The organism is Streptomyces thermoviolaceus (assembly GCF_045209695.1).
Taxonomy (GTDB): Bacteria; Actinomycetota; Actinomycetes; order Streptomycetales; family Streptomycetaceae; genus Streptomyces; species Streptomyces thermoviolaceus.
In genome coordinates, this window is sequence record NZ_CP109280.1 from 1,643,902 (window position 1) to 1,666,303 (window position 22,402).

17 protein-coding genes are annotated in these 22,402 nt (G+C 72.9%); 3 read left to right on the forward strand and 14 right to left on the reverse strand.

Features of this window, described 5'->3' with window-relative positions:
* Positions 1 to 98: 98 nt before the first annotated feature.
* From ilvN to OG899_RS07150, 4 genes are all read right to left on the reverse strand, one after another.
* Positions 99 to 626 (reverse strand): acetolactate synthase small subunit, encoded by a 528-nt coding sequence (gene ilvN, locus OG899_RS07135; protein WP_125496198.1) that lies wholly within the window; start codon positions 624 to 626, stop codon positions 99 to 101.
* Between the two features lie 42 nt (positions 627 to 668).
* Positions 669 to 2,519: an acetolactate synthase large subunit gene (locus OG899_RS07140; RefSeq protein ID WP_125496199.1), complete on the reverse strand. Its 1,851-nt coding sequence runs from the start codon at positions 2,517 to 2,519 to the stop codon at positions 669 to 671.
* 420 nt (positions 2,520 to 2,939) lie between these two features.
* Positions 2,940 to 6,170: a putative bifunctional diguanylate cyclase/phosphodiesterase gene (locus tag OG899_RS07145; protein WP_406310939.1), complete on the reverse strand. Its 3,231-nt coding sequence runs from the start codon at positions 6,168 to 6,170 to the stop codon at positions 2,940 to 2,942.
* Positions 6,171 to 6,618: 448 nt separating this feature from the next.
* Entirely contained in the window at positions 6,619 to 7,575 is a 957-nt protein-coding gene (locus OG899_RS07150; protein ID WP_189343448.1) for a 2-hydroxyacid dehydrogenase, read from the reverse strand.
* Positions 7,576 to 7,651: 76 nt separating this feature from the next.
* Here OG899_RS07150 and OG899_RS07155 point away from each other — a divergent pair, with 76 nt between their 5' ends.
* Positions 7,652 to 8,650, forward strand: coding sequence for an aldo/keto reductase (locus tag OG899_RS07155; protein WP_125496200.1), 999 nt, complete (start codon positions 7,652 to 7,654; stop codon positions 8,648 to 8,650).
* Between the two features lie 139 nt (positions 8,651 to 8,789).
* Positions 8,790 to 9,923, forward strand: a complete 1,134-nt coding sequence (locus tag OG899_RS07160) for a sorbosone dehydrogenase family protein (protein WP_229814485.1) — start codon at positions 8,790 to 8,792, stop codon at positions 9,921 to 9,923.
* A 214-nt stretch (positions 9,924 to 10,137) separates the two neighbouring features.
* On the opposite strand, the gene gatB is transcribed toward OG899_RS07160, so the two are convergent.
* The 10 genes from gatB to OG899_RS07210 all read right to left on the reverse strand — a co-directional run bounded on the left by gatB (position 10,138) and on the right by OG899_RS07210 (position 21,807).
* Positions 10,138 to 11,652 carry an Asp-tRNA(Asn)/Glu-tRNA(Gln) amidotransferase subunit GatB gene (gatB, locus tag OG899_RS07165; RefSeq protein ID WP_125496202.1) on the reverse strand — a complete coding sequence of 505 codons (1,515 nt, stop codon included), beginning with the start codon at positions 11,650 to 11,652 and terminating at the stop codon, positions 10,138 to 10,140.
* Positions 11,653 to 11,667: 15 nt separating this feature from the next.
* Complete coding sequence (locus tag OG899_RS07170; protein WP_125496203.1) at positions 11,668 to 11,907, reverse strand: hypothetical protein; 240 nt, start codon at positions 11,905 to 11,907, stop codon at positions 11,668 to 11,670.
* Entirely contained in the window at positions 11,904 to 13,406 is a 1,503-nt protein-coding gene (gene gatA / locus OG899_RS07175; RefSeq protein ID WP_125496204.1) for an Asp-tRNA(Asn)/Glu-tRNA(Gln) amidotransferase subunit GatA, read from the reverse strand. The genes OG899_RS07170 and gatA overlap by 4 nt, the downstream gene beginning before the upstream one ends.
* A 5-nt stretch (positions 13,407 to 13,411) precedes the next feature.
* Complete coding sequence (gene gatC / locus OG899_RS07180) at positions 13,412 to 13,708, reverse strand: Asp-tRNA(Asn)/Glu-tRNA(Gln) amidotransferase subunit GatC (RefSeq protein WP_125496205.1); 297 nt, start codon at positions 13,706 to 13,708, stop codon at positions 13,412 to 13,414.
* A gap of 88 nt (positions 13,709 to 13,796) precedes the next feature.
* Entirely contained in the window at positions 13,797 to 14,291 is a 495-nt protein-coding gene (locus OG899_RS07185) for a cupin domain-containing protein (protein WP_125496206.1), read from the reverse strand.
* A gap of 374 nt (positions 14,292 to 14,665) precedes the next feature.
* Positions 14,666 to 16,936: a bifunctional diguanylate cyclase/phosphodiesterase gene (locus OG899_RS07190; RefSeq protein ID WP_125496207.1), complete on the reverse strand. Its 2,271-nt coding sequence runs from the start codon at positions 16,934 to 16,936 to the stop codon at positions 14,666 to 14,668.
* Between the two features lie 267 nt (positions 16,937 to 17,203).
* Positions 17,204 to 19,399 carry an NAD-dependent DNA ligase LigA gene (ligA, locus tag OG899_RS07195; RefSeq protein WP_125496208.1) on the reverse strand — a complete coding sequence of 732 codons (2,196 nt, stop codon included), beginning with the start codon at positions 19,397 to 19,399 and terminating at the stop codon, positions 17,204 to 17,206.
* Positions 19,400 to 19,414: 15 nt separating this feature from the next.
* Entirely contained in the window at positions 19,415 to 20,422 is a 1,008-nt protein-coding gene (locus tag OG899_RS07200; protein WP_168131255.1) for a methionine synthase, read from the reverse strand.
* 131 nt (positions 20,423 to 20,553) lie between these two features.
* Positions 20,554 to 21,243 carry an SDR family oxidoreductase gene (locus OG899_RS07205; RefSeq protein WP_168131254.1) on the reverse strand — a complete coding sequence of 230 codons (690 nt, stop codon included), beginning with the start codon at positions 21,241 to 21,243 and terminating at the stop codon, positions 20,554 to 20,556.
* A 24-nt stretch (positions 21,244 to 21,267) separates the two neighbouring features.
* Entirely contained in the window at positions 21,268 to 21,807 is a 540-nt protein-coding gene (locus OG899_RS07210) for a TIGR00730 family Rossman fold protein (RefSeq protein WP_125496211.1), read from the reverse strand.
* Between the two features lie 218 nt (positions 21,808 to 22,025).
* Here OG899_RS07210 and OG899_RS07215 point away from each other — a divergent pair, with 218 nt between their 5' ends.
* Entirely contained in the window at positions 22,026 to 22,349 is a 324-nt protein-coding gene (locus OG899_RS07215; RefSeq protein WP_125496212.1) for a DUF427 domain-containing protein, read from the forward strand.
* The last annotated feature ends 53 nt before the right edge of the window (positions 22,350 to 22,402 follow it).

The following is a 22,402-nucleotide window of genomic DNA, read 5'->3' on the forward strand; positions in this document are numbered from 1 at the left end:
GCGGACGGGAGGTCCGGAGGTCTCGGTATGCGGGCGGCCGGGGTGCGGCCGGCCGCCCGGATGCGTCGTCAGAAGGACGGACGCGGTGGGTCGTGCCGTCAGGCCGACCGGTCGAGGGCGCGCAGGGAACGGTCCGTGATCGAACGGGCGCCACGTCCGATCGCGATGGTGCCGGACTGGACCAGCTCCTTGATGCCGAACGGCTCCAGCATGCGGAGCATGGCCGACAGCTTGTCGCTGGACCCGGTGGCCTCCACGGTCACCGCCTCCGGGGAGACGTCGACCGTCTTGGCGCGGAAGAGCTGCACGATCTCGACGATCTGGGAGCGCGTCTCGTTGTCGGCGCGCACCTTCACCAGGACGAGTTCGCGCTGGACGGCCTGGGCGGGATCCAGCTCGACGATCTTGAGCACATTGACGAGCTTGTTGAGCTGCTTGGTCACCTGCTCCAGCGGCAGGTCCTCGACACTGACCACGATGGTGATGCGGGAGATGTCGGGGTGCTCGGTCACGCCGACCGCGAGCGAGTCGATGTTGAAGCCGCGGCGGGAGAACAGGGCGGCGATCCGCGCCAGGATGCCGGGGGTGTTCTCGACCAGGACCGAGAGCGTGTGCTTGGTGGACATGTCGGTCGTACCTTCCTGAAGTCCTCGGGTGTCCCGGTGCTCTCAGTCGTCCTCGGTGTCGCCGAAGTCGGGTCGCACGTCCCGGGCCGCCATGATCTCGTCGTTGGAGGTGCCGGCGGCGACCATCGGCCAGACCATGGCGTCCTCGTGGACGATGAAGTCCACGACGACGGGCCGGTCGTCGATGGCGTTCGCCTCCTCGATGACCTTGTCCAGGTCCTCGGGCCGCTCGCAGCGCAGCGCGTGGCAGCCCATCGCCTCGGCCAGCTTCACGAAGTCGGGGACGCGGGTGCCGCGGGCCTCGGGGTCGACGTCGTCCGGGGCGGAGTGCAGGACGGTGTTGGAGTAGCGCTGGTTGTAGAACAGCGTCTGCCACTGGCGGACCATCCCCAGGGCGCCGTTGTTGATGACGGCGACCTTGATGGGGATGTTGTTCAGGGCGCAGGTGGTCAGCTCCTGATTGGTCATCTGGAAGCAGCCGTCGCCGTCGATGGCCCAGACGGTCCGCTCGGGCCGGCCGGCCTTGGCGCCCATCGCGGCCGGGACCGCGTAGCCCATGGTCCCGGCGCCGCCGGAGTTCAGCCAGGTGCCGGGGGTGTCGTGCTGGATGAAGTGCGCCGCCCACATCTGGTGCTGGCCGACGCCCGCCGCGAAGATCGTGCCCTCGGGGGCGAGCTGACCGATGCGCTCGATGACCGCCTGCGGGGACAGCGAGCCGTCCTCGGGCTGGTCGTAGCCCAGCGGGTAGGTGCCGCGCCAGCGGTCCAGGTCCTTCCACCAGGCGCTGTAGTCGCCCTTGCGGCCCTCGGCGTGCTCCTTCTGCACGGCCTGGACCAGGTCCGCCAGCACCTCGCGGGCGTCGCCCACGATCGGCACGTCGGCCTCGCGGTTCTTGCCGATCTCGGCCGGGTCGATGTCGGCGTGGATGACCTGGGCGTGCGGGGCGAAGCTGTCCAGCCGGCCGGTGACGCGGTCGTCGAAGCGGGCGCCGATGGCGATGATCAGGTCGGCCTTCTGCAGCGCGGTGACCGCGGTGACGCTGCCGTGCATGCCGGGCATGCCCACGTGCAGCGGGTGGCTGTCGGGGAACGCGCCGAGCGCCATCAGGGTGGTGGTGACGGGCGCTCCGGTCAGCTCGGCCAGCATCTTCAGCTCGGCGGTGGCGCCGGCCTTGAGCACGCCACCGCCGACGTAGAAGACGGGGCGTTTGGCGGCGGTGATGAGCCGGGCCGCCTCGCGGATCTGCTTGGCGTGCGGCTTGGTGACGGGCCGGTAGCCGGGCAGGTCCATCACCGGGGGCCAGGAGAAGGTCGTCTTCGCCTGCAGGGCGTCCTTGGCGATGTCGACCAGGACCGGGCCGGGGCGGCCGGTGGAGGCGATGTGGAACGCCTCGGCGATCACCCGGGGGATGTCCTTGGCCTCGGTGACCAGGAAGTTGTGCTTGGTGATCGGCATGGTGATGCCGACGATGTCCGCCTCCTGGAAGGCGTCGGTGCCGATCGAGGAGGAGGCGACCTGGCCGGTGATCGCGACCAGCGGCACGGAGTCCATGTGCGCGTCGGCGATCGGCGTGACCAGGTTGGTGGCGCCGGGACCGGAGGTGGCCATGCAGACACCGACCTTGCCGGTGGCCTGCGCGTAGCCGGTGGCCGCGTGGCCGGCGCCCTGCTCGTGCCGGACCAGGACGTGCCGCACCCGGGTGGAGTCCATCAGCGGGTCGTACGCGGGAAGGATCGCACCGCCGGGGATACCGAATACGGTGTCGGCGCCGACCTCCTCGAGAGAGCGAATGAGGGACTGCGCACCCGTGACGTGCTCGACGGGCGCGGACGGCTGTCCAGAGGTTCGGGGCCGCGGCTGCGGATGATGGGCCCCGGTGGCCTGCTCGGTCATCGGCGTTCTCTTCTCGATGCTGAGGTGTGTGCGGGGTGTGCGATACGGCTTTCGCCAGGTTCGCACGACTTTCGACTGCGGTGCGGCAGATGCCCGTGCAACAAAAAACCCCTCGTGCCGCAGGGCAAGCGAGGGGAGCGCGTCGGGTGGGTCGCCGGGGTTTCCGGAGGGATCTCCGGTGGGTCCCGGCTCAGCCGACGCGCTGTCCAAGTACGAGAATTCGGGTGCGCATGGCACTGACCCTCTCGCCGCCGCGCACCCGGTGTCAAGTGGGTGGGACAGGCGTCTCACGATATGAGCGACGGGGCTTCTGTGCTGCCACGAACGGGTGATGAGGCGCCGCGGGACACACCGACGGGCACGGCTCACCCACCGCCGTACCGCGGAGGGTGAGCCGGCCGCCGGGGCCGGGCGGCCGGCTCACCTCCGGGGTGCCATGGTCGGCGGGGACGCCACGACCGTGCTCAGCCCGTCGGAGCGGCGCGCGGCCGTGGCTCCGTCGACGCCGACGTGTCCCTCCGTGTCGCGCACCCCTGCGGTCAGCGCCGGTTCGGCCGGGCCGTGCGGCACGGTGTAGGGGCCCGTGTCGAGCGCCCGGCGCAGCCGGTACTCCTCCAGCGGTCCGGAGAACGCCATGCCCTGCCCGTGGCTGCAGCCCATCTCGCGCAGGGCGACGACCTGCTCGGGCCGGTCGACGCCGTCGGCCACGGACTGCAGGCCGAGATCGCCGGCGATGCGCAGCAGGCCGCTGGTGATCTTGTGCAGCCGCGCGGACTCGACGACGCCCTGCACCAGCCCGCGGTCGAGCTTGAGGATGTCGACGGGCAGTTTCCTCAGGGCGGTGATGGCGCCGTGGCCGCTGGCGAAGCCGTCCAGGGCGATGCGCACGCCGAGCCGGCGCAGGGCGGACAGCCGCCGCTCCAGCTCCTCCAGCGGGACCCGCGGGTCGGTGTCGGACAGTTCGATCACCAGGGCGTCGGAGGGCAGTCCGTGCCGGGTCAGCAGCGACTCCACGGTGCCGGGCGGCAGGGAGCGCTCGACCAGGCGCCGGGCGCCCATCCGCACGACCACGGGCACGCTCAGGCCGTCCCGGGCGCGTTCCGCGGCCTGTTGGATGGCCTGTTCCAACACCCAGCGGCCCAGTTCGGCCGTCTTGTCGCTGTCCTCGGAGACCCGGAGGAACTCGGCGGGGGTGTACAGCACCCCCTGCGCGGAGCGCCAGCGGGCCTGGGCGGCGACCGAGACGATCCGGCCGTCGGCGAGGTCCACCACGGGCTGGTGCAGCAGGGTGAACTCGTCGTCGTGCAGGGCGGCCCGCAGCCGTCCGGCCAGTTGCGCCTTGCAGACGACGTCCTGCTGCATCTGCGGCTTGTACAGCTCGACGCGGCCCTTGCCCGCGGCCTTCGCCCGGTACATCGCCAGGTCGGCGTTGCGCAGCAGCTCTCCCGCGCCGAGGCCCGGCTCGGCGAAGGCGACGCCGATGGAGGCGGCGACGCGGACATCGTTGCCGTCGATGGTGTACGGCTGCGAGAGGGTCACCCTGAGGCGGTCGGCGAGCTCCAGGATGTGCCCTTCGCGGGCTCTTCGGTCGCTGGTGCCGTCCCCGAGGATGAGCGCGGCGAATTCGTCGCCGCCCAGCCGCGAGGCGGTGTCGCCCTGCCGTACCGCGTCCTGCAGTCTGCGGGCGGCCTGGACGAGCAGTTCGTCCCCGGCCTGGTGGCCGATCGTGTCGTTGACGGCCTTGAAGCCGTCCAGGTCGATGAAGAGCACGGCGGTGCCGTGGTCGGTGGAGCGGCGGCCGGACAGGGCCTGCTGCACCCGCTTGGTGAACAGGACGCGGTTGGGCAGGTCGGTGAGCGGGTCGTGCTCGGCGTTGTGCTGCAGCTGTGCCTGCAGGCGCACCCGCTCGGTGACGTCCCGGCTGTTGAAGATCAGGCCGCCGCGATGGCGGTTGATGGTCGACTCGACGTTGAGCCAGCCGCCGTCGCCGGAGCGGAAGCGGCACTCGATGCGGGTGGTGGGCTCCTCCTGCGGGCCGGCGACGAGGAAGCGGCGCACCTCGTGCACGACGCAGCCGAGGTCCTCGGGATGGATGAGGCTGGCCAGCTCGGTGCCGACCAGTTCCTCCGCCGGCCGTCCGTACACCCCGGCGGCGGCCGGGGAGACGTAGCGCAGGACGCCGTTGGGTGCGGCGATCATGATGACGTCGCTGGAGCCCTGCACCAGGGAGCGGAAGTGGTTCTCCTTCTCGGCCAGTTCCTGGGTGAGGTTGATGTTGTCCAGCAGCATGATGCCCTGGCGCACCACGAGGGCGAGCACCACGGCGCCCGCGGTGATCAGCACGACCCGGTCCACGCTGCGGCCGTTGAGCACGTTGTAGAGGATCCCGAGCGTGCACACGGCGGCCGCGAGGTACGGGGTGAGGGCGGCCAGGGAGCCGGCGATGGGCCGGCCCGCCGGGTAGCGGTCGTGGTCGCCGCCCGGCGCGGATGGCAGACCGTGGTCCCCGCACAGCGGTGCGGCACGGTGTCCGGTCTCCTGCTCGGGCTCCGCCGGCGCGTGGCCGTCGACCTCGGGGGTGCGGCCGTCCCCGTCGCGCGGATGCGCCTCCGCCCGGTCCGGTGCGGGAGTGCCGGTGCGGTCTGTCGGCGGGTCGTCGGTGTGGTCGCGGGCGTGGCCCTCGTCCCGGCGGGGCGGTGTCCGATGGCCGTCCGGCTGCCACGGGAGGGCCGCGGCCGTGCCGAGTGCGGCGCACGGGGTGCCGGTGCCGTCCCGGTCGTGCTGTTCGGTGGCCCGGGCGGCGGACCGGCGGGTGACCCACGGGGCGTACGCCAGCAGCAGCGAGCCCGCGAACCAGCCGGCGTCGAGGAGTTGCCCGGACCGGTAGCTGTGGTGCAGCAGCGGGGAGGTGAACAGGGCGTCGCTCACCACGGTCAGGGCCAGGCCGCCGATCGCGGTGTTCACCGCGGTGCGGTTGACCGGGGTGCGACGGAAGTGCAGCGCGAGCACCATGCTCACCAGGGCGATGTCGAGCAGCGGGTACGCCAGCGACAGGGCGGTGTGGGTGACGCTCGGCCCGTCGAGCGCGGCGGCCTGGGCCAGGGCGAGGCTCCACGACAGGGTGAGCAGCGAGCCGCCGATCAGCCAGGCGTCCAGGGCCAGGCACACCCATCCGGCCTTGGTCACCGGCCGTTTGGCGAGCACCAGCAGGCCGATGATCGCGGGCGGCGCGAAGCAGAGGTAGAACAGGTCGGCGTAACTGGGGTGGGGCACCCGCCGGTCGAGGACGACCTCGTACCAGCCCCAGACCGCGTTGCCCAGCGACACCATCGCCTGCGAGGCGGCGAAGAGCAGCCAGGCGGAGCGGAAGCGGACGCGGCGGTCCCGGGCGTACAGCACACAGGACACGGCGGCGGTGCCGGCCGCGGCCGCCAGGCCGAAGTCGCCCATGATCAGTGCCACGCGCGGGGATCCCCAGCCGCAGGCGGAGCCGACGGCGTAGCCGGCGCACATCAGCACCAGCGCGAGCTGTGGTACCAGCCGGCGTGCGCGGTCCGCGGCGGCCCGTTTCCCGAGCGGGGGCGCCTGTGCCCCGGAGCGGCCGCCGACCGTGGCCTCGAACGTGGCGCCGGCGGGGGTCGGGGGACTCACCGGACCCCTCCGGTGGGTGCCGCCGGCTCCCGCCCGTCGCGGTGGGCCGTGTGCCTCCTGCGGCCGCCCGGCCGGCGGTGCTGATGATGGCCGTGCCGCGCGGGACGGCCGTGACAGTGCGGCAGTCCGCCAGGGCGGGTGTGCCGACCGCCGTGGTGGCCGCGCCGGCGTGCGGCCGCGTGCCAGGGCCTGTGACGGCGGCCCCGCCGCGTCGAATGGTTGGTCCCTAGGCCGTGCATCGCCCGTCTCCCCCCTCGCAGTTCGAGATGTCCGTCCCCGGCGCCGATCCGTCCCGGCGCAGTCCCTGTCGGGGACGATACACCAGGACCGTCACTCAGGGACATAGTTCGTCTACTCTGCGTGACGGAACGATGCGGGCACCCGGCCACGACGCGCGCGGACGCGGCGTCGCCGCCCGGGCGGGGCGGGGCGGCGGCCTGCCGCCGGATCAGGCCGGGCCCGTCGTGACGACCACGTTGAGCAGTGGCTCGTGGTGCAGAAAACGCGTCACCTGGTCCACCAGCAGCCGCTCCGCGCGGGGCCGGAAGGCGGAGGTGGCGCCGCCCACGTGCGGGGTGATCAGCACGCCCGGTGCGTGCCAGAGGGGATGGTCCGCGGGCAGCGGCTCGGGGTCGGTGACGTCCAGGGCGGCGGTGATCCGGCCGCGTTCCAGCTCGGCCAGCAGCGCCTCGGTGTCGACCACGGCACCGCGCGCGACGTTGACCAGGAGGGCGCCGTCCTTCATGCGCGCGAGGAAGCCGGCGTCGACCAGGTGGCGCGTGGCGTCTGTCAAGGGCGTGCACAGGACGACGACATCGGCGTCCGGAAGCAGAGCAGAAAGTTCGGTGAGCGGATGCACTGGACCGCGCGCTGTGGTGCGCCCGGAGCGCGCTACGCGCGCCACCCGCGCGACCTCGAACGGCGCGAGCCGGTCCTCGACGGCGGCCCCGATCGAGCCGTATCCGACGATGAGGACGTTCTTGTCGGCCAGCGCGGGCTGGAAACCGCCCCGCCACTCACCGCGGTCCTGGGCGCGCACCGCGCCGGGAACACCCCGCAGGGAGGCGAGGATCAGGGTGAGCGCCAGTTCCGCGGTGCTCGCGTCGTGCACGCCCCGCGCGTTGCACAGGTGCACGCCGGGCGGAAGGTCCTTCAGGCCGGGCTCGACATGGTCGGTGCCGGCGGTCAGCGTCTGCACCACGCGCACCGAGGTCATGCGGGGCACCGGGCGCAGGACGATCTCGGCGGGGGCCATGTAGGGCACGACGTAGAACACACAGTCGGCCGGATCGCCGGGATACTCCTGCGTGCCGTCCTCTCCCCCGTCCCAGAACAGGTAGTCGGGGCCCTCGGGGAGCGACGGGATCTCCTCGGGCGGGATGGGCAGCCACACGTCACCAGTCATGGCAGGAGGCTATGCCAGGCGGGACGGGGCCGGAGGTTAGGTTGGTGATGCGCAGGCGAGGGAGGATTGCGGCGAGGTGGAGCGCAGGACGATCGGCGCGACGGCACTCGCGGTGGGGGCCGTGGGACTCGGGTGCATGCCGATGAGCTGGGCCTACAGCACGTCGCGGCAGCAGGGGGCGGAGTCGCTCCGGACCGTGCACCGCGCCCTGGACCTGGGCTCGACGCTGCTGGACACGGCCGACATGTACGGCCCGTTCACCAACGAGCTGCTTCTCGGACGGGTGCTCAGACAGCGGCGCGAGGAGGCCTTCGTCTCGACCAAGGTGGGCCTGCTGGTGGGCGAGCAGCACATCGTGGCCAACGGGCGGCCCGGATACGTCCGGCGGGCCTGCGACGCGTCGCTGCGGCGGCTGCAGACGGACGTGATCGACCTGTACCAGCTGCACCGGGCCGACCCCGAGGTGCCCGTCGAGGAGACCTGGGGCGCGATGGCGGAGCTGGTGCGGGCCGGCAAGGTGCGCGCGCTGGGTCTGTGCGCCGTGGGCGTGCGCGGTGAGCGGCGGCCCGGCGCGGGGCTGTTCGACACCACGATCCGGCAACTGGAGCGCGTGCAGCAGGTGTTCCCGGTGACCGCGGTGGAGGCCGAGCTGTCGGTGTGGTCACCGGAGGCGCTCGGCTCGCTGCTGCCCTGGTGCGCGGCGCGCGGGATCGGTTTCCTGGCGGCGATGCCGCTCGGCAACGGGTTCCTGACCGGCACGCTCACCCCCGGCCAGGGCTTCGAACCGGACGATCTGCGGGCTCGCCACCCGCGGTTCACCGCCGAGATGATGGCGGCCAATCAGCCGATCGTCGCCGGGCTGCGCCGGGTGGCCGCCCGCCACGGCGAGGAGGTCACCCCGGCTCAGGTGGCCCTGGCCTGGGTGCTGGCCCAGGGCCCGCACGTGATCCCGATCCCCGGCACCAAGCAGGCCCGCTGGGCCGAGGAGAACGCGGCCGCCGCCGGGCTGCGGCTGACGCCCGAGGACCTTCAGGAGCTGCGGCGGCTGCCGCCGGCGCGGGGGTCGTGGGACTGACCGTCCGGGTGACCCGATGCGTGGCGGCGTCGGCCTGTGGGCGCGACCCTGGAGGGCACGGGCGGTGCGTTCGACACGCACGCCCCTGCGACCGCGACGAAGGGACGGGATCGTGCAGCGACGCCTAGCTGTGACGGGTGTGACGGGTGCACTGGCCGCCGCCGTGCTGCTGGCGGGCTGCTCCTCCGGCAGGTCCTCGCCGGACGCGGGGAGCGGCGGGGTGCCGAGCCGTACCGCCGCCGCACCGTCGTCCTCCGCACGGGAGAGCGCCGCGCCGGCCAAGGGGTCGGTGACGGTGCTGCGCACGGTGGCGCAGGGGCTGCGCTCTCCGTGGGGCCTGGCCGAGCTGCCCGACGGCGCGCTGCTGGTCTCCTCCCGGGACGAGGCGACCCTCACCCGGGTGGATCCGAAGACGGGACGGACGACGGAGCTGGGCACGGTCCCCGGGGTGGCGCCGGAGGGCGAGGGCGGTCTGCTCGGCATCGCGCTCTCCCCGCACTTCGCCGACGATCGCATGATCTACGCCTATGTCACCTCGGCGTCGGACAACCGCATCGTGCGGATGCGGTACGACCAGGCGAAACCGGCCGGCCGGCAGCTGGGCGCCCCGGACACGGTCTTCAAGGGCATCCCCAAGGGTTTCATCCACAACGGCGGCCGGATCGCCTTCGGCCCGGACGGGATGCTGTACGCCGGCACGGGCGAGAGCGGCCGGCGCGACCTGTCCCAGGACAAGACGTCCCTGGGCGGCAAGATCCTGCGCCTGACCCCCGAGGGCGAACCCGCCCCCGGCAACCCCATCCCCGGCTCCCCCGTCTACAGCTGGGGCCACCGCAATGTGCAGGGCCTGGCCTGGGACGACAAGCAGCGGCTGTTCGCCTCGGAGTTCGGCCAGGACACCTGGGACGAGCTGAACGCGATCGTGCCGGGCGGCAACTACGGCTGGCCGGTGGTCGAGGGCACGGCCCGGCGCAGCGGGTACCGCGACCCGGTGGCCCAGTGGCACACGGACGTCGCCTCCCCGAGCGGCATCGCCCTGGTGCGGGGCTCGGTGTGGATGGCGGGTCTGCGGGGCGAACGGCTGTGGCGCATCCCCTTGGACGGCACCCGGGCGGCGGCGACGCCGCAGGCCTTCCTCACGGAGAAGTACGGCCGGCTGCGCACGGTGGCCCGGGCGGGCGACGACAGGCTGTGGCTGGTCACCAGCGCCACCGACGGCCGGGGCGAGCCCAGGAAGGGCGACGACCGGATTCTGGAACTGCGGGTCTCCTAGGCCGTTTCCTGTCACGCGTGCTCGTGCACGTCAGGCGTTCTCGTCGCCTCAGGCGTTCTCGTTCGCAGCGGCACGGTCTCGCGGGTCCCGGCGCCGTGCCGCCGGCCGGTCACCGTGCGGTCGGCCCGTCCCCGGTCCGCGGCCCCCGCGGACATGCGCAGGGGGACGCACCGCACCCGGTGCGTCCCCCTGCCCTGGGGCGTCGTCCGCTCCGTCAGCCCTCGCCGACGCCGAGCTTCTGAAGGATCAGCTCCTTGACGCGGGCCGCGTCGGCCTGGCCGCGCGTGGCCTTCATCACCGCGCCGACCAGCGCACCGGCCGCGGCGACCTTGCCGCCGCGCACCTTGTCCGCGATGGCCGGGTTGCCGGCGATGGCCTCGTCGACGGCGGCGGTCAGCGCGCCCTCGTCGGAGACGACCTTCAGGCCGCGCTTGTCGACCACCTCGTCGGGGCCGCCCTCGCCCGCGAGGACGCCCTCGATGACCTGGCGGGCCAGCTTGTCGTTGAGGTCGCCCTTGGCGACCAGCTCGGTGATCCGCGCCACCTGCTGCGGCGTGATCGCCAGCTCGTCCAGGGCCTTGCCGGACTCGTTGGCCTGGCGGGCCAGCTCGCCCATCCACCACTTGCGGGCGGAGGCCGGGTCGGCACCGGCGTCGATGGTGGCGACGATCAGGTCCAGCGCGCCGGCGTTGAGGATCGCCTGCATGTCGGTGCCGGAGATCCCCCACTCCTCGCGCAGCCGGTTGCGGCGCACCAGCGGCAGCTCGGGCAGCGAGGAGCGGATCTTCTCGACCCACTCGCGGGACGGGGCGACCGGCACCAGGTCGGGCTCGGGGAAGTACCGGTAGTCCTCGGCCTCCTCCTTGACCCGGCCGGAGGTCGTGGAGCCGGTGTCCTCGTGGAAGTGGCGGGTCTCCTGCACGACCGTGCCGCCGCCGGACAGGACGGCCGCGTGGCGCTGGATCTCGAAGCGCACCGCGCGCTCCACCGAGCGCAGCGAGTTGACGTTCTTGGTCTCGCTGCGGGTGCCGAAGGCGTCCGCGCCCTTGGGCCTGAGCGACAGGTTCACGTCGCAGCGCATCTGGCCCATCTCCATGCGGGCCTCGGACACGCCGAGGGCGCGGATGACCTCGCGCAGCTCACGGACGTACGCCTTGGCGACCTCGGGGGCGCGCTCGCCGGCGCCCACGATCGGCTTGGTGACGATCTCGATGAGCGGGATGCCGGCGCGGTTGTAGTCCAGCAGGGAGTGGGAGGCGCCGTGGATACGGCCGGTGGCGCCGCCGATGTGCGTCGACTTGCCGGTGTCCTCCTCCATGTGGGCGCGCTCGATCTCCACGCGGAAGACCTCGCCGTCCTCCAGCTGCACGTCGAGGTAGCCGTTGAAGGCGATCGGCTCGTCGTACTGGGAGGTCTGGAAGTTCTTCGGCATGTCCGGATAGAAGTAGTTCTTCCGGGCGAACCGGCACCATTCGGCGATCTCGCAGTTCAGCGCGAGGCCGATCTTGATGGCGGACTCCACGCCGGTCGCGTTGACGACCGGGAGCGCACCGGGCAGGCCGAGGCAGACCGGGCAGGTCTGGCTGTTCGGCTCGGCGCCCGGCGCGGTCGAACAGCCGCAGAACATCTTGGTCTTGGTGCCGAGTTCGACATGGACCTCGAGGCCCATGACGGGGTCGTACGACGCCAGCGCGTCCTCGTACGACACCAGGTCGGTCGTGGTGGTCACGGTGAAACTTCCCTCTCAGCCCAGCAGGACGTCGTCGTCGCCCAGCCGCTTCAGCTCGCGGTAGAGGATGGCGAGGCCGGTGACGACGCCGGCGGCGGTGACGATGGCGTCGATCAGCCGCAGCGTGTCGCTCTCGGCGCGGGCCTTCTTGATCTGCTTGGCGACACCGATCGCGCCGAACGCGGTCGTGGCCATGGACAGGTACGTGCCGGACTTCGACTGCTTGAAGCCCTTGGCCTTGGACAGTGCACTCACAGCGACGGAGCCTCCTCCAGGAGCGGGTGACCCCACTTTTCCACGAAGGCGGCCTCGACGGCGGCGCCCACCTTGTACAGGCGGTCGTCCTTCATCACGGGGGCCATGATCTGCAGGCCCACCGGGAGGTTGTCCTCCGGGGCGAGACCGCAGGGCAGGGACATGGCCGCGTTGCCCGCCAGGTTGGTCGGGATGGTGCACAGGTCGGCGAGGTACATCGCCATCGGGTCGTCGGCGCGCTCGCCGATCGGGAAGGCGGTGGTCGGGGTCGTCGGGGAGACGATCACGTCGACCTGTTCGAAGGCCTTGTCGAAGTCCCGCTTGATGAGGGTGCGGACCTTCTGCGCGCTGCCGTAGTAGGCGTCGTAGTAGCCGGAGCTGAGGGCGTAGGTGCCGAGCATGATGCGGCGCTTGACCTCGGCGCCGAAGCCGGCCTCGCGGGTCAGGGAGGTGACCTCCTCCGCGGAGTGGCTGCCGTCGTCGCCGGCGCGCAGACCGTAGCGCAGGCCGTCGAAGCGGGCCAGGTTGGAGGAGCACTCGCTGGGTGCGATCAGGTAGTACGCGGACAGCGCCAGGTCGAAGGACGGGCAGTCCAGCTCGACGATCTCGGCGCCCAGCTCCTTCAGCAGCTCGACGGACTCGTCGAAGCGCTGCAGGACACCGGGCTGGTAGCCCTCGCCGCGGAACTGCTTGACCACGCCGACGCGCATGCCCTGCACGCTGCCGTTGCGGGCGGCCTCGACGACCGGCGGGACCGGGGCGTCGATGGAGGTGGAGTCCATCGGGTCGTGCCCGGCGATCACCTCGTGCAGCAGCGCGGCGTCCAGGACCGTACGGGCGCAGGGGCCGCCCTGGTCGAGGCTGGAGGAGAACGCCACCATGCCGTAGCGGGAGACGGCGCCGTAGGTCGGCTTGACACCGACGGTGCCGGTGACGGCGGCGGGCTGCCGGATGGAGCCGCCGGTGTCGGTGCCGATGGCGAGGGGCGCCTGGTAGGAGGCCAGGGCGGCGGAGGAGCCGCCGCCGGAGCCGCCGGGGACCCGGGTGAGGTCCCAGGGGTTGCCGGTCGGCCCGAAGGCGCTGTTCTCGGTGGAGGAGCCCATGGCGAACTCGTCCATGTTGGTCTTGCCGAGGATCACCACGTCGGCGGCCTTGAGCCGCTTGGTGAGCGTGGCGTCGTACGGCGGGATCCAGCCCTCCAGGATCTTGGAGCCGACCGTGGTGGGCACGCCCTCGGTGGTGAAGATGTCCTTCAGCGCGAGCGGCACGCCGGCCAGCGGGCCGAGCTTCTCGCCGCGCGCCCGCTTCTCGTCCACGGCGCGGGCCTGGGCGAGGGCGCCCTCGCGGTCGACGTACAGGAAGGCGTGCACCTTCTCGTCGACGGCCTCGATCCGGGCGAGGTGGGCCTCGGTGACCTCGACGGCCGTCAGCTCGCCGGAGGCGATCTTCTCCGCGATCTCGGCGGCCGTGAGCTTGATGATGCTGTTGGTGTCCGTCATGGCGGTCACTCCTCCCCCAGGATCTGCGGCACCTTGAAACGCTGCTGCTCCTGGGCCGGGGCGCCGGAGAGCGCCTGCTCGGGGGTGAGCGACGGACGGACCTCGTCCGCCCGCATGACGTTGGTCAGCGGCAGCGGGTGGGAGGTCGGCGGTACGTCTTGGTCGGCGACCTCACTGACGCGGGCCACCGCGCCGATGATGTCGTCCAGCTGTCCCGCGAGGTGGTCGAGTTCCTCGGGCTTCAGCTCCAGACGCGCCAGCCGGGCGAGGTGGGCGACCTCCTCGCGCGTGATGCCAGGCATGCAGCGATCCTCTGGGGTGAGTGTGTGCGGTTTGGGGCCAATCCTATGGGGCGGGCGGCGGTGGCCGTGAAACGGTTTCGCCCGCGGCTCAGCCGCGGCGGGCCTGCCAGGCCGAGCTGTGCAGGAAGTGATTGTCGTACCGCTCCTGCACCTCGCGCAGGCTCTCCGGGGTGGCCTCGCCGGTGCGGATGCGCTGCAGATGCCGGAAGTACTCGAAGCGTTCGACGCCCGGAGTGAGCACGATGAGCAGGTCGGCGCCGGTGCCGGGCACGGCCGCGAAGGCGTGCGGCGTGCCGGGCGGGACGACGACGAGGTCGCCGGGGCCGGCGGTCACCACCTCCTCGCCGGTGAGGATGTCGGCGGCGCCGTCGAGCAGGAAGAACATCTCGGCGCTGCGGGTGTGCCGGTGCGGCAGGGCTCCGTCGGCGCCGGGCCCCAGGGCGACGCGCTGGGTGGACAGGGCGCCGCCGGTGGCGCTGCTGTCGGCGAGCAGACGGACGGTGACGGGCGCCCGGCCGACGGTCTCGGCGTCGGCCTCGCGGACGAGCACGGTGTCGTCGAAGTGCGGCACGAACAGTGACATGGCGATTCCTCGGTGGGGTCCTGTCCGGGCCGTGCGGCGGCCGCGGACACCGGGGCGGGCACATGGCGGGCGCCGGCCCGGGCGCCACGGGCGTGCCGTCGAGGCCACGGACGCCCCGGAGGCGCCGGGCGCTGTGCGGGAACGCCGGGGCGGGGCCGCGGGGGTCGCCGGCCGTCGGGCCGCCCCGGCGGGTGTCACGGGCGAGCGCCCCGGACGAGCGGCCCGGCGGGCGGCCCGAGTGCCACGCGAGGGACGGACCACACCCGGGCACCGGGTACCGGGAGAGATCGGTCCTGGCCGCGCTGATCCGGCACCCGTCCCGGCCGCGCGGGTGGGTGGTGACGGTGCGGCCCGGACGGCGGGTCGAGGGCGGGTCACTCGTCGCTCGTCACCGCGGGCAGGGCCGCGGCGGGCTTGGCGGGCTTCACCCAGCCCCGCGAGCCGCGCGCCCGCAGCCAGGCCGTGGTCTCCTCCGCCGGCATCGCGGCCGCCACCAGCCAGCCCTGGACGGCGTCGCAGCCCAGGTCGCGCAGGCGCTCCCAGGTCTCGTCGTCCTCGACGCCCTCGGCGACGACGAGCAGGCCCAGGGAGTGCGCCAGGTCGACGGTGCAGCGGACGATCTCGGCGTCCTCGGTGTCCTTCGCCAGCCGGGCCACGAACGAGCGGTCGATCTTCAGTTCGCTCACCGGGAGCCGGCGCAGATGCACCAGCGAGGAGTACCCGGTGCCGAAGTCGTCCAGCGACATCTTCACGCCGTGCCCGGTCAGGGCGGCGAGGGTGTCGGCGGCCCGCTGCGGGTCCTCCAGGAGCACATGCTCGGTGATCTCCAGCTGCAGGGCGCCGGCCGGGACGCCGTGCCGGGCCAGCCGCGCCGCCACCGAGCCGGCGAAGCCGGGCGTGTGCACATCGCGCGGGGAGACGTTGACCGCGACCGGCACGTACAGCCCCTGGGCGCGCCAGGCGGCGACCTGCTCCAGGGCCGTCTCCAGCACGTACTCGGTCAGCTGGGGCATCAGCCCGGAGGACTCGGCGATGGCGATGAACTCGTCCGGCGGGACCTTTCCGCGCTCGGGGTGGATCCAGCGCACCAGCGCCTCCAGACCGGCGACCTGGCCGTCGAAGCGGACCTTGGGCTGGTAGTGCAGCTGGACCTCGTGGGCGTCCAGGGCGCGGCGCAGATCGCCGAGCAGGCCGAGCCGGTCGGGGGTGTTGGAGTCCCGCTTGGACTCGTACACCTCCACACCGGTGCGGTCCCGTTTGGCCTGGTACATCGCCACGTCGGCGCGGCGCAGCATGCCTTCGGCGTCCAGGGCGTGGTCGGGGAAGACGGCCACGCCCGCGCTGGCTTCCAGGACCAGGGTGAGGCCGTCCAGGTCGAGCGGTGAGCTGAGGGTGGTGACCAGGGCGCGGGCGATGCGGATCGCGGAGGTGGTGGAGTCGGCGACGGGCAGTAACACCGCGAACTCGTCCCCGCCGAGGCGGGCGGCCTCCGCGCCGCGCGGGAGCGCCTGGCGCAGCCGGTCGGCGATCTGCAGCAGCAGCCGGTCCCCGGCGAGATGGCCGAGCGTGTCGTTGACCGAGCGGAACCGGTCCAGGTCGATCAGCATCAACGCCGAGCGGGCGCCCAGGCGTTCGGCGTCGTCGAGGGCGGTCCAGATGCGTTCCAGCAGCCACTGCCGGTTGGGCAGGCCGGTCAGCCGGTCGCGCAGCTGCTCCTCGGCGCGGGCGCGGGCGATCCACAGCGCGGAGTCCAGCGCGATGAGCGGGATGGCGAACAGCGGCAGCAGCACCGGTTCGGCGACCGCGACGACGCAGATGAGCGGTGCGATGCCGAGCAGGGCGACGGCGAGCAGGCCCTGCCGGGTCAGGGCGGTGCGGACCGCGGTGGGCAGGCCGTCGGAGGGCGGCGCGTGCACGAACCACTGCAGGGTGCGGGTGACCGTGAGGTAGACGGCCGCCACCAGCGCCACCTGGGGGGCGGTGTACGCGGTCCAGGTGGCCGGGTCCCAGGGGTGCTCCACGCTCGGCACGCGGTCGAGGGCGCCGAGGACCAGGGCGGCGGCGCACAGCCCGGTGATGTCCACGGCGCCGTCGAGCACGCCGGGCCGCCAGCGGTGGCGGCGGGCCATGCCGACCAGGACGACCACGGTGAGGCTGACCAGCCCCGCGGGCACCCAGCCGTACAGCAGGAACACGGCCAGGGTCAGGGCCGTGCCGGAGCCGGTGCCGCCCCACCAGCGGGCGCGGCCGAGCATCGCCAGGTGGCCGACGATGATGCCGGTGAGCACGGCCAGCGACCAGCCGACCGCGCCCGCGGGGAAGAGGGCGTGGCCGTGGCTGAACGCCCGGTAGAAGCCGATGCCCAGGGCGAGCGCGGCGACGACGACCACCGCTGCGGGCAGGGCCTGCCGGACGGGCCCCGTCCCGGCGGCGGACGGCGCGGCGGACCGGGCGCCGGCCGGCACCCTGACCCCGGTCGACCTGTGCGCGGGCACAGCCTGCGTGTGGGCGGCCTGCCCGTGGCTGACCTGCCCGTGGTGTCTTGAAGCGTCCGTGCGCTTCCCGGTCCGCCCCTGGCACCCCCGCCACACGCCGGTCATCCGGCGCAGCCGTGAGTGCGGGGCGGCGCTTCCGGTCGGTTCCATTCCCGTCCCTCTCACAGCCGGCGGTGCCCGCGCCACGCCTCGCTCCGGCGCCGGTGCCCGGCGATGTCGCGGGGCACCGCGCCGCCCAACTCCCCCGTGCCCGAGCGGGAGCACGGGGATGCCCCGGCCGCAGCCGGGAGCGGCAGGCGCACCCCTCAACAGTAGGCCGCTCAAGGCCGTTCAGGGCAGCGGTCGTCGGCGGTTGCCCGAATGCGCCCGGGCCACCCGTATGCACCTGGTATGCGCCGTACGGGTGGCCTTCGACCGCTACTGGCCGGGCGTTTGCGCGGCCTGGGCCGCCGCCTCGGGTCCCTGCTCCAACAGCACGGCGAATCCGGCCTCGTCGAGCACCGGCACCTTCAACTGCACGGCCTTGTCGTACTTCGAGCCGGGGTTCTCCCCCACCACCACGAAGGAGGTCTTCTTCGACACCGAGCCGGTCACCTTGGCGCCGCGGCTCAGCAGCGCCTCCTTGGCGGCGTCCCGGGTGTAGTGCTCCAGCGTGCCGGTGACCACCACGGTGAGCCCCTCCAGGGGCCGCGGGCCCTCCTCCTCGCCGGTGGTCTCGTCCTCCAGCGGGACGCCGGCGGCCTTCCACTTGCGGATGATCTCGCGATGCCAGTCCTCGGCGAACCACTCCTTGACGGCGCGGGCGATGACGGAGCCGACCCCCTCAATGCGGGCCAGTTCCTCCTCGCTCGCCTGCTCGATGCGGTCGAGGGAGCGGAACTCGCGGGCCAGTGCCTGGGCCGCCACCGGGCCGACGTGCCGGATGGACAGGCCGTTGAGGAAGCGGGCCAGCGGGCGCTTCTTGGCCGCCTCGATGTTCCGCAGCAGGGCCAGGGTGTTCTTCTTCGGCTCGCCCTTCTGGTTGGCGAAGACCCGGACGACCTTGGGCTCGCCCGTCTTCGGGTCCCGCTTGGGCAGGCCGCTGTCCGGGTCGAGGACGTGGGCCTTGATGGGCAGCAGCTTCTCCACCGTCAGGTCGAACAGGTCGCCCTCGTCGACGAGCGGCGGATCGGCGGGCTCCAGCGGGCGGGTGAGGGCGGCGGCGGCCACCTCGCCGAAGTGCTCGATGTCCAGGCACTCGCGGCCCGCCAGGTAGGACACCCGCTCGCGCAACTGGGCAGGGCACGCACGGGCGTTGGGGCACCGCAGGTCGACGTCGCCCTCTTTCATGGGGCGCAGCGGGGTGCCGCACTCGGGGCACTCGGTCGGCATGACGAACTCCCGCTCGGAGCCGTCGCGCAGGTCCACGACCGGGCCGAGGATCTCCGGGATGACGTCACCGGCCTTGCGCAGCACCACGGTGTCGCCGATGAGGACGCCCTTGGCCTTGACGACGTCCTGGTTGTGCAAGGTGGCGAACTCGACCTCGCTGCCGGCCACCGTGACCGGTTCGACCTGGGCGTAGGGCGTGACCCGGCCGGTGCGGCCGACGCCGACCTTGATGTCGATGAGCTTGGTGTTGACCTCCTCCGGCGCGTACTTGTAGGCGATCGCCCAGCGGGGTGCGCGTGCGGTGGTGCCCAGACGGCCCTGGAGCCGGATCTCGTCGAGCTTGACGACCACGCCGTCGATCTCGTGCTCGACCGAGTGCCGGTTCTCGCCGTAGTGGGCGATGAACTCCCGCACGCCGGCGAGGTCGTCGACGACCCGGTTGTGCGGGGAGGTGGGCAGGCCCCAGTCGTGCAGCAGCTCGTAGGCCTGCGACAGACGGGTGAGCCCGCTGTAGCCCTCCAGGGCGCCGATGCCGTGGACCACCATGTGCAGCGGGCGGGTGGCGGTGACCCGCGGGTCCTTCTGGCGCAGGGAGCCGGCCGCGGCGTTGCGCGGGTTGGCGAACGGTTTGTCCCCGGCGGCCACCAGACGCTCGTTCAGCTCGAGGAACTTCTCCATCGGGAAGTAGACCTCGCCGCGGATCTCCACCAGGTCGGGGACGTCGTCGCCGCGCAGCCGGTCGGGAATCTCCGCGATGGTGCGGACGTTGGGGGTGATGTCCTCACCGGTGCGGCCGTCGCCGCGGGTGGCGGCGCGGACGAGCCGGCCGTGCTCGTAGGTGAGGTTGACGGCGAGACCGTCGACCTTCAGCTCGCACAGGAAGTGGTAGTCCTGGTCGCCCAGTTCCCGGGCGATGCGGTCGGCCCAGGCGGCGAGCTCGTCGTCGTTGAAGGTGTTGTCCAGGGACAGCATCCGCTCGCGGTGCTCGACCGCGGTGAACTCCGTCTCGTACGCCCCGGCGACCTTCTGGGTCGGCGAGTCGGGCGTGCGCAGCTCCGGGTACTGCTCCTCCAGTTGTTCCAGGGACCGCAGGAGCTGGTCGAACTCGGCGTCGGAGATGACGGGAGCGTCCTTGACGTAGTACCGGAAGCGGTGCTCCTCGACCTGTTCCGCCAGCTGTGCGTGCTTCTCCCGGGCCTCGGCGGGCACCGCCGTCTCAGCCTGCTGTTCGTCGCCGGCCACCGTGTTGTCCTCCCGTTACTCTGGGTTGTCCGCGAGGGATCTCGCCGCCCGGACGCAGTGGGCGAGCGCCCGGCGTGCGTACGCGGGGGATGCGCCCGCGAGCCCGCACGCCGGGGCGACGGTGACGGCCTGGGCGAGAAGCCCTGGTTGCAGCCCCAGCCTGCGCCACAGCGTTCTGACACCCATGACGCTACCGGCAGGGTCCGACAACGGGCCGTCGGTGCCCGCGACGACACCGGCGAGCAGCCGGGTGCCGCCCTCCACGGCCTCTCCGATCGCCTCGTCGTCACGCTCGGTGAGCAACGAGAAGTCGAGGGAGATCCCGGCCGCGCCGGCCCGCCGCAGCAGTGCGACGGGCACCTCGGGCGCGCAGGAGTGGACGACGACGGGCCCGCCGTCGTGCGCGGCCATGACCTCGCGCAGGCCGGCTTCGACGATCTGCCGGTCCACGGCCCGGTGGGTGCGGTAGCCGCTGGCGGTGGGCACCCGGCCGCGCAGCACCGCGGTCAACGAGGGCTCGTCGAGCTGGAGGACGATCCGGGCGCCGGGCACCCGGCGGGCCACCTCGGCCAGGTGCAGGCGCAGGCCCTCGGCGAGGGAGGCGACCAGGTCCCGGCAGGCGCCGGGGTCGGACAGGGCGGCCTCGCCGTTCTTCAGCTCCAGCTGGGCGGCGAGCGTCCACGGGCCGACCGCCTGCACCTTCAGCGCGCCCTCGTAGCCCTGGGTGAACTCCTCCAGGGCGTCGAGGTCCTCGCGCAGCCAGGACCGGGCCCGCCGGGTGTCGCGGCCGGGCCGGTCGCCGATCCGCCAGCCGCTGGGCTCGACGCGTGCGTACAGCTCGACGAGCATCCCGGCCGTCCGGCCGATCATGTCGGCGCCGGGCCCCCGGGCGGGCAGCTCGGGCAGGAAGGGGAAGTCCTCGAAGGTGCCGGTGACGATCTTGACGGCCTCGCGGACGTCCTCGCCGGGCATCGACCCGACTCCGGTGGCGGCACCGAAGCTGAACTGGCTGTTGTCGCTCACCCGAGAAGCGTATGCCGCCGGCGGGGTGGTCCGGCGCGCCCGCCGCCCCCCGGCCGCGCGCCCGCGGCGCGGGGTGCCGGGTGCGGCGGCCGGGTGTGGCGTGTTCTCGGCGTCCCGGGCGGGGTCCGGGTTCAGCGGCCCGGGCGGACCGACAGGTCGGTGACCTCCGCGTCGCGGGGCAGGTCGAGGGCCATGAGGACGGTCGTGGCCACGGACTCGGGGTCGATCCAGCGGGACGGGTCGTACTCCTTGCCCTCCTGCTGGTGGACCTTGGCCTGCATGGGGCTGGCGGTGCGGCCCGGGTAGACGGTGGTGACCCGCACCCCGTTGCCGTGTTCCTCCTCGCGCAGGGCGTCGGCCAGCGCCTTCAGGCCGTGCTTGGAGGCGGCGTACGCCGACCAGCCGGCGTGGGCGCTGAGGCCGGCCCCGGAGTTGACGAAGACCACGTGGCCGCGCGCGGCCCGCAGCCGGGGCAGGAACAGGCGGGTCAGCTCCGCCGGGGCGAGCAGGTTGACGTCGAGCTGCCGGCGCCAGGCCTGCCCGCTCAGCTCGCCGACCGGGCCGAGGTCGACCACGCCCGCGATGTGCAGCAGGGAGTCCACCTGGTCCGGCAGGGTCTGCTGGGACAGGGCCTCGCTCAGCGCCCCGGGGTCGGCCAGGTCGCCGACCAGCGTCTCGGCGCCGGGGAACTCAGCGGCCAGTTCCTTCGCGCGGCCCGCGTCGCGCGCGTGGAGCACGAGCCGGTCCCCGCGCGCGTGCAGGCGGCGGGTGACGGCCGCGCCGATGCCGGATCCGGCGCCGGTGATCACATGTGTAGCCATGCCCGCCATGCTCGCACCCGCTGCTCAGCGGCCGGCGACCGACTCCTCCAGATGGGCCAGCGCGGCCGCGGGCTCGTCGGCGAAGTGCACCAGCTCGCTCAGCGGCCGCGGCAGGAAGCCTTCCTCCTCCATGCGGCGGAACTGCTCGCGCAGGCCGTCGTAGTACCCGGCCGTGTTCAGCAGCACCACCGGCTTGTCGGTCTGCCCGTGCTTCTTCAGCTCGATGATCTCGGTGGCCTCGTCCAGCGTTCCCGTGCCGCCGACCATGACGACCACCGCGTCGGCCTTCTGCAGCAGCAGCTTCTTGCGTTCGGCGAGGTCGCGGGCGATCACCATCTCGTCGGCTCCGGGGCGGGCCATCGCGGACAGGAAGTCCACGGACACGCCGACGAGGCGGCCGCCGGCCTCCTCCACGCCGTCCGCGACCACCTTCATCAGGCCCGTGTCGGAGCCGCCCCAGACCAGGGTGTGGCCGCCCTTGCCGAGCAGGCGGGCGAACTCCCGGGCGGGGCGGGTGTAGCGGTCGTCGAGGTCGGCGGCGGAGAGGAAGACGCAGATGTTCACCCGCCTCACCCTAGCGGCGCGGTGTCCTGTGCCGGTCGCCTCCCTGCGGCGGTGACGGAAAGGCAGCGCGCGTGCGGCCGGAACGGCACGGGCGCGGTGGGCGGCGGGGCCACGGAGGAAGAGCTCGGCCACGGGCCGAAGAAGCGGGGCTCGGGAGGGGGCGGAGGCCGGGAGGCGGAGCGCGGGAAGAACCGCGCGCTGTCGGGTGCTGTCCTGGTATGGCCCAAGGACACACGATCAGCATCGAGCAGAGCGACGCGCATGTGCGCGTGGTCCACGACGGGCAGGTGCTGGCGGACAGCCGCCGCCCGCTGGTGCTGCGCGAGACCGGCTGTCCTCCGCGCTACTACCTGCCCCGCGACGACGTGCGCCTCGACCTGTTGACCCCTTCCGTGACGCACACCTACTGCCCCTACAAGGGCACCGCGTCCTACTGGTCCCTGCCGGACGCGCCCGACCTGGCGTGGGCGTACCCCGACCCCAAGCCGGACGTGGCGGCGCTCAAGGACCATCTGTGTTTCTACGACACCGAGGTGGTGTGACCCTCGGCGGTGTTGTGCCCCGGTGAGATGGTCATGCCGTGGCAGTCTTCACC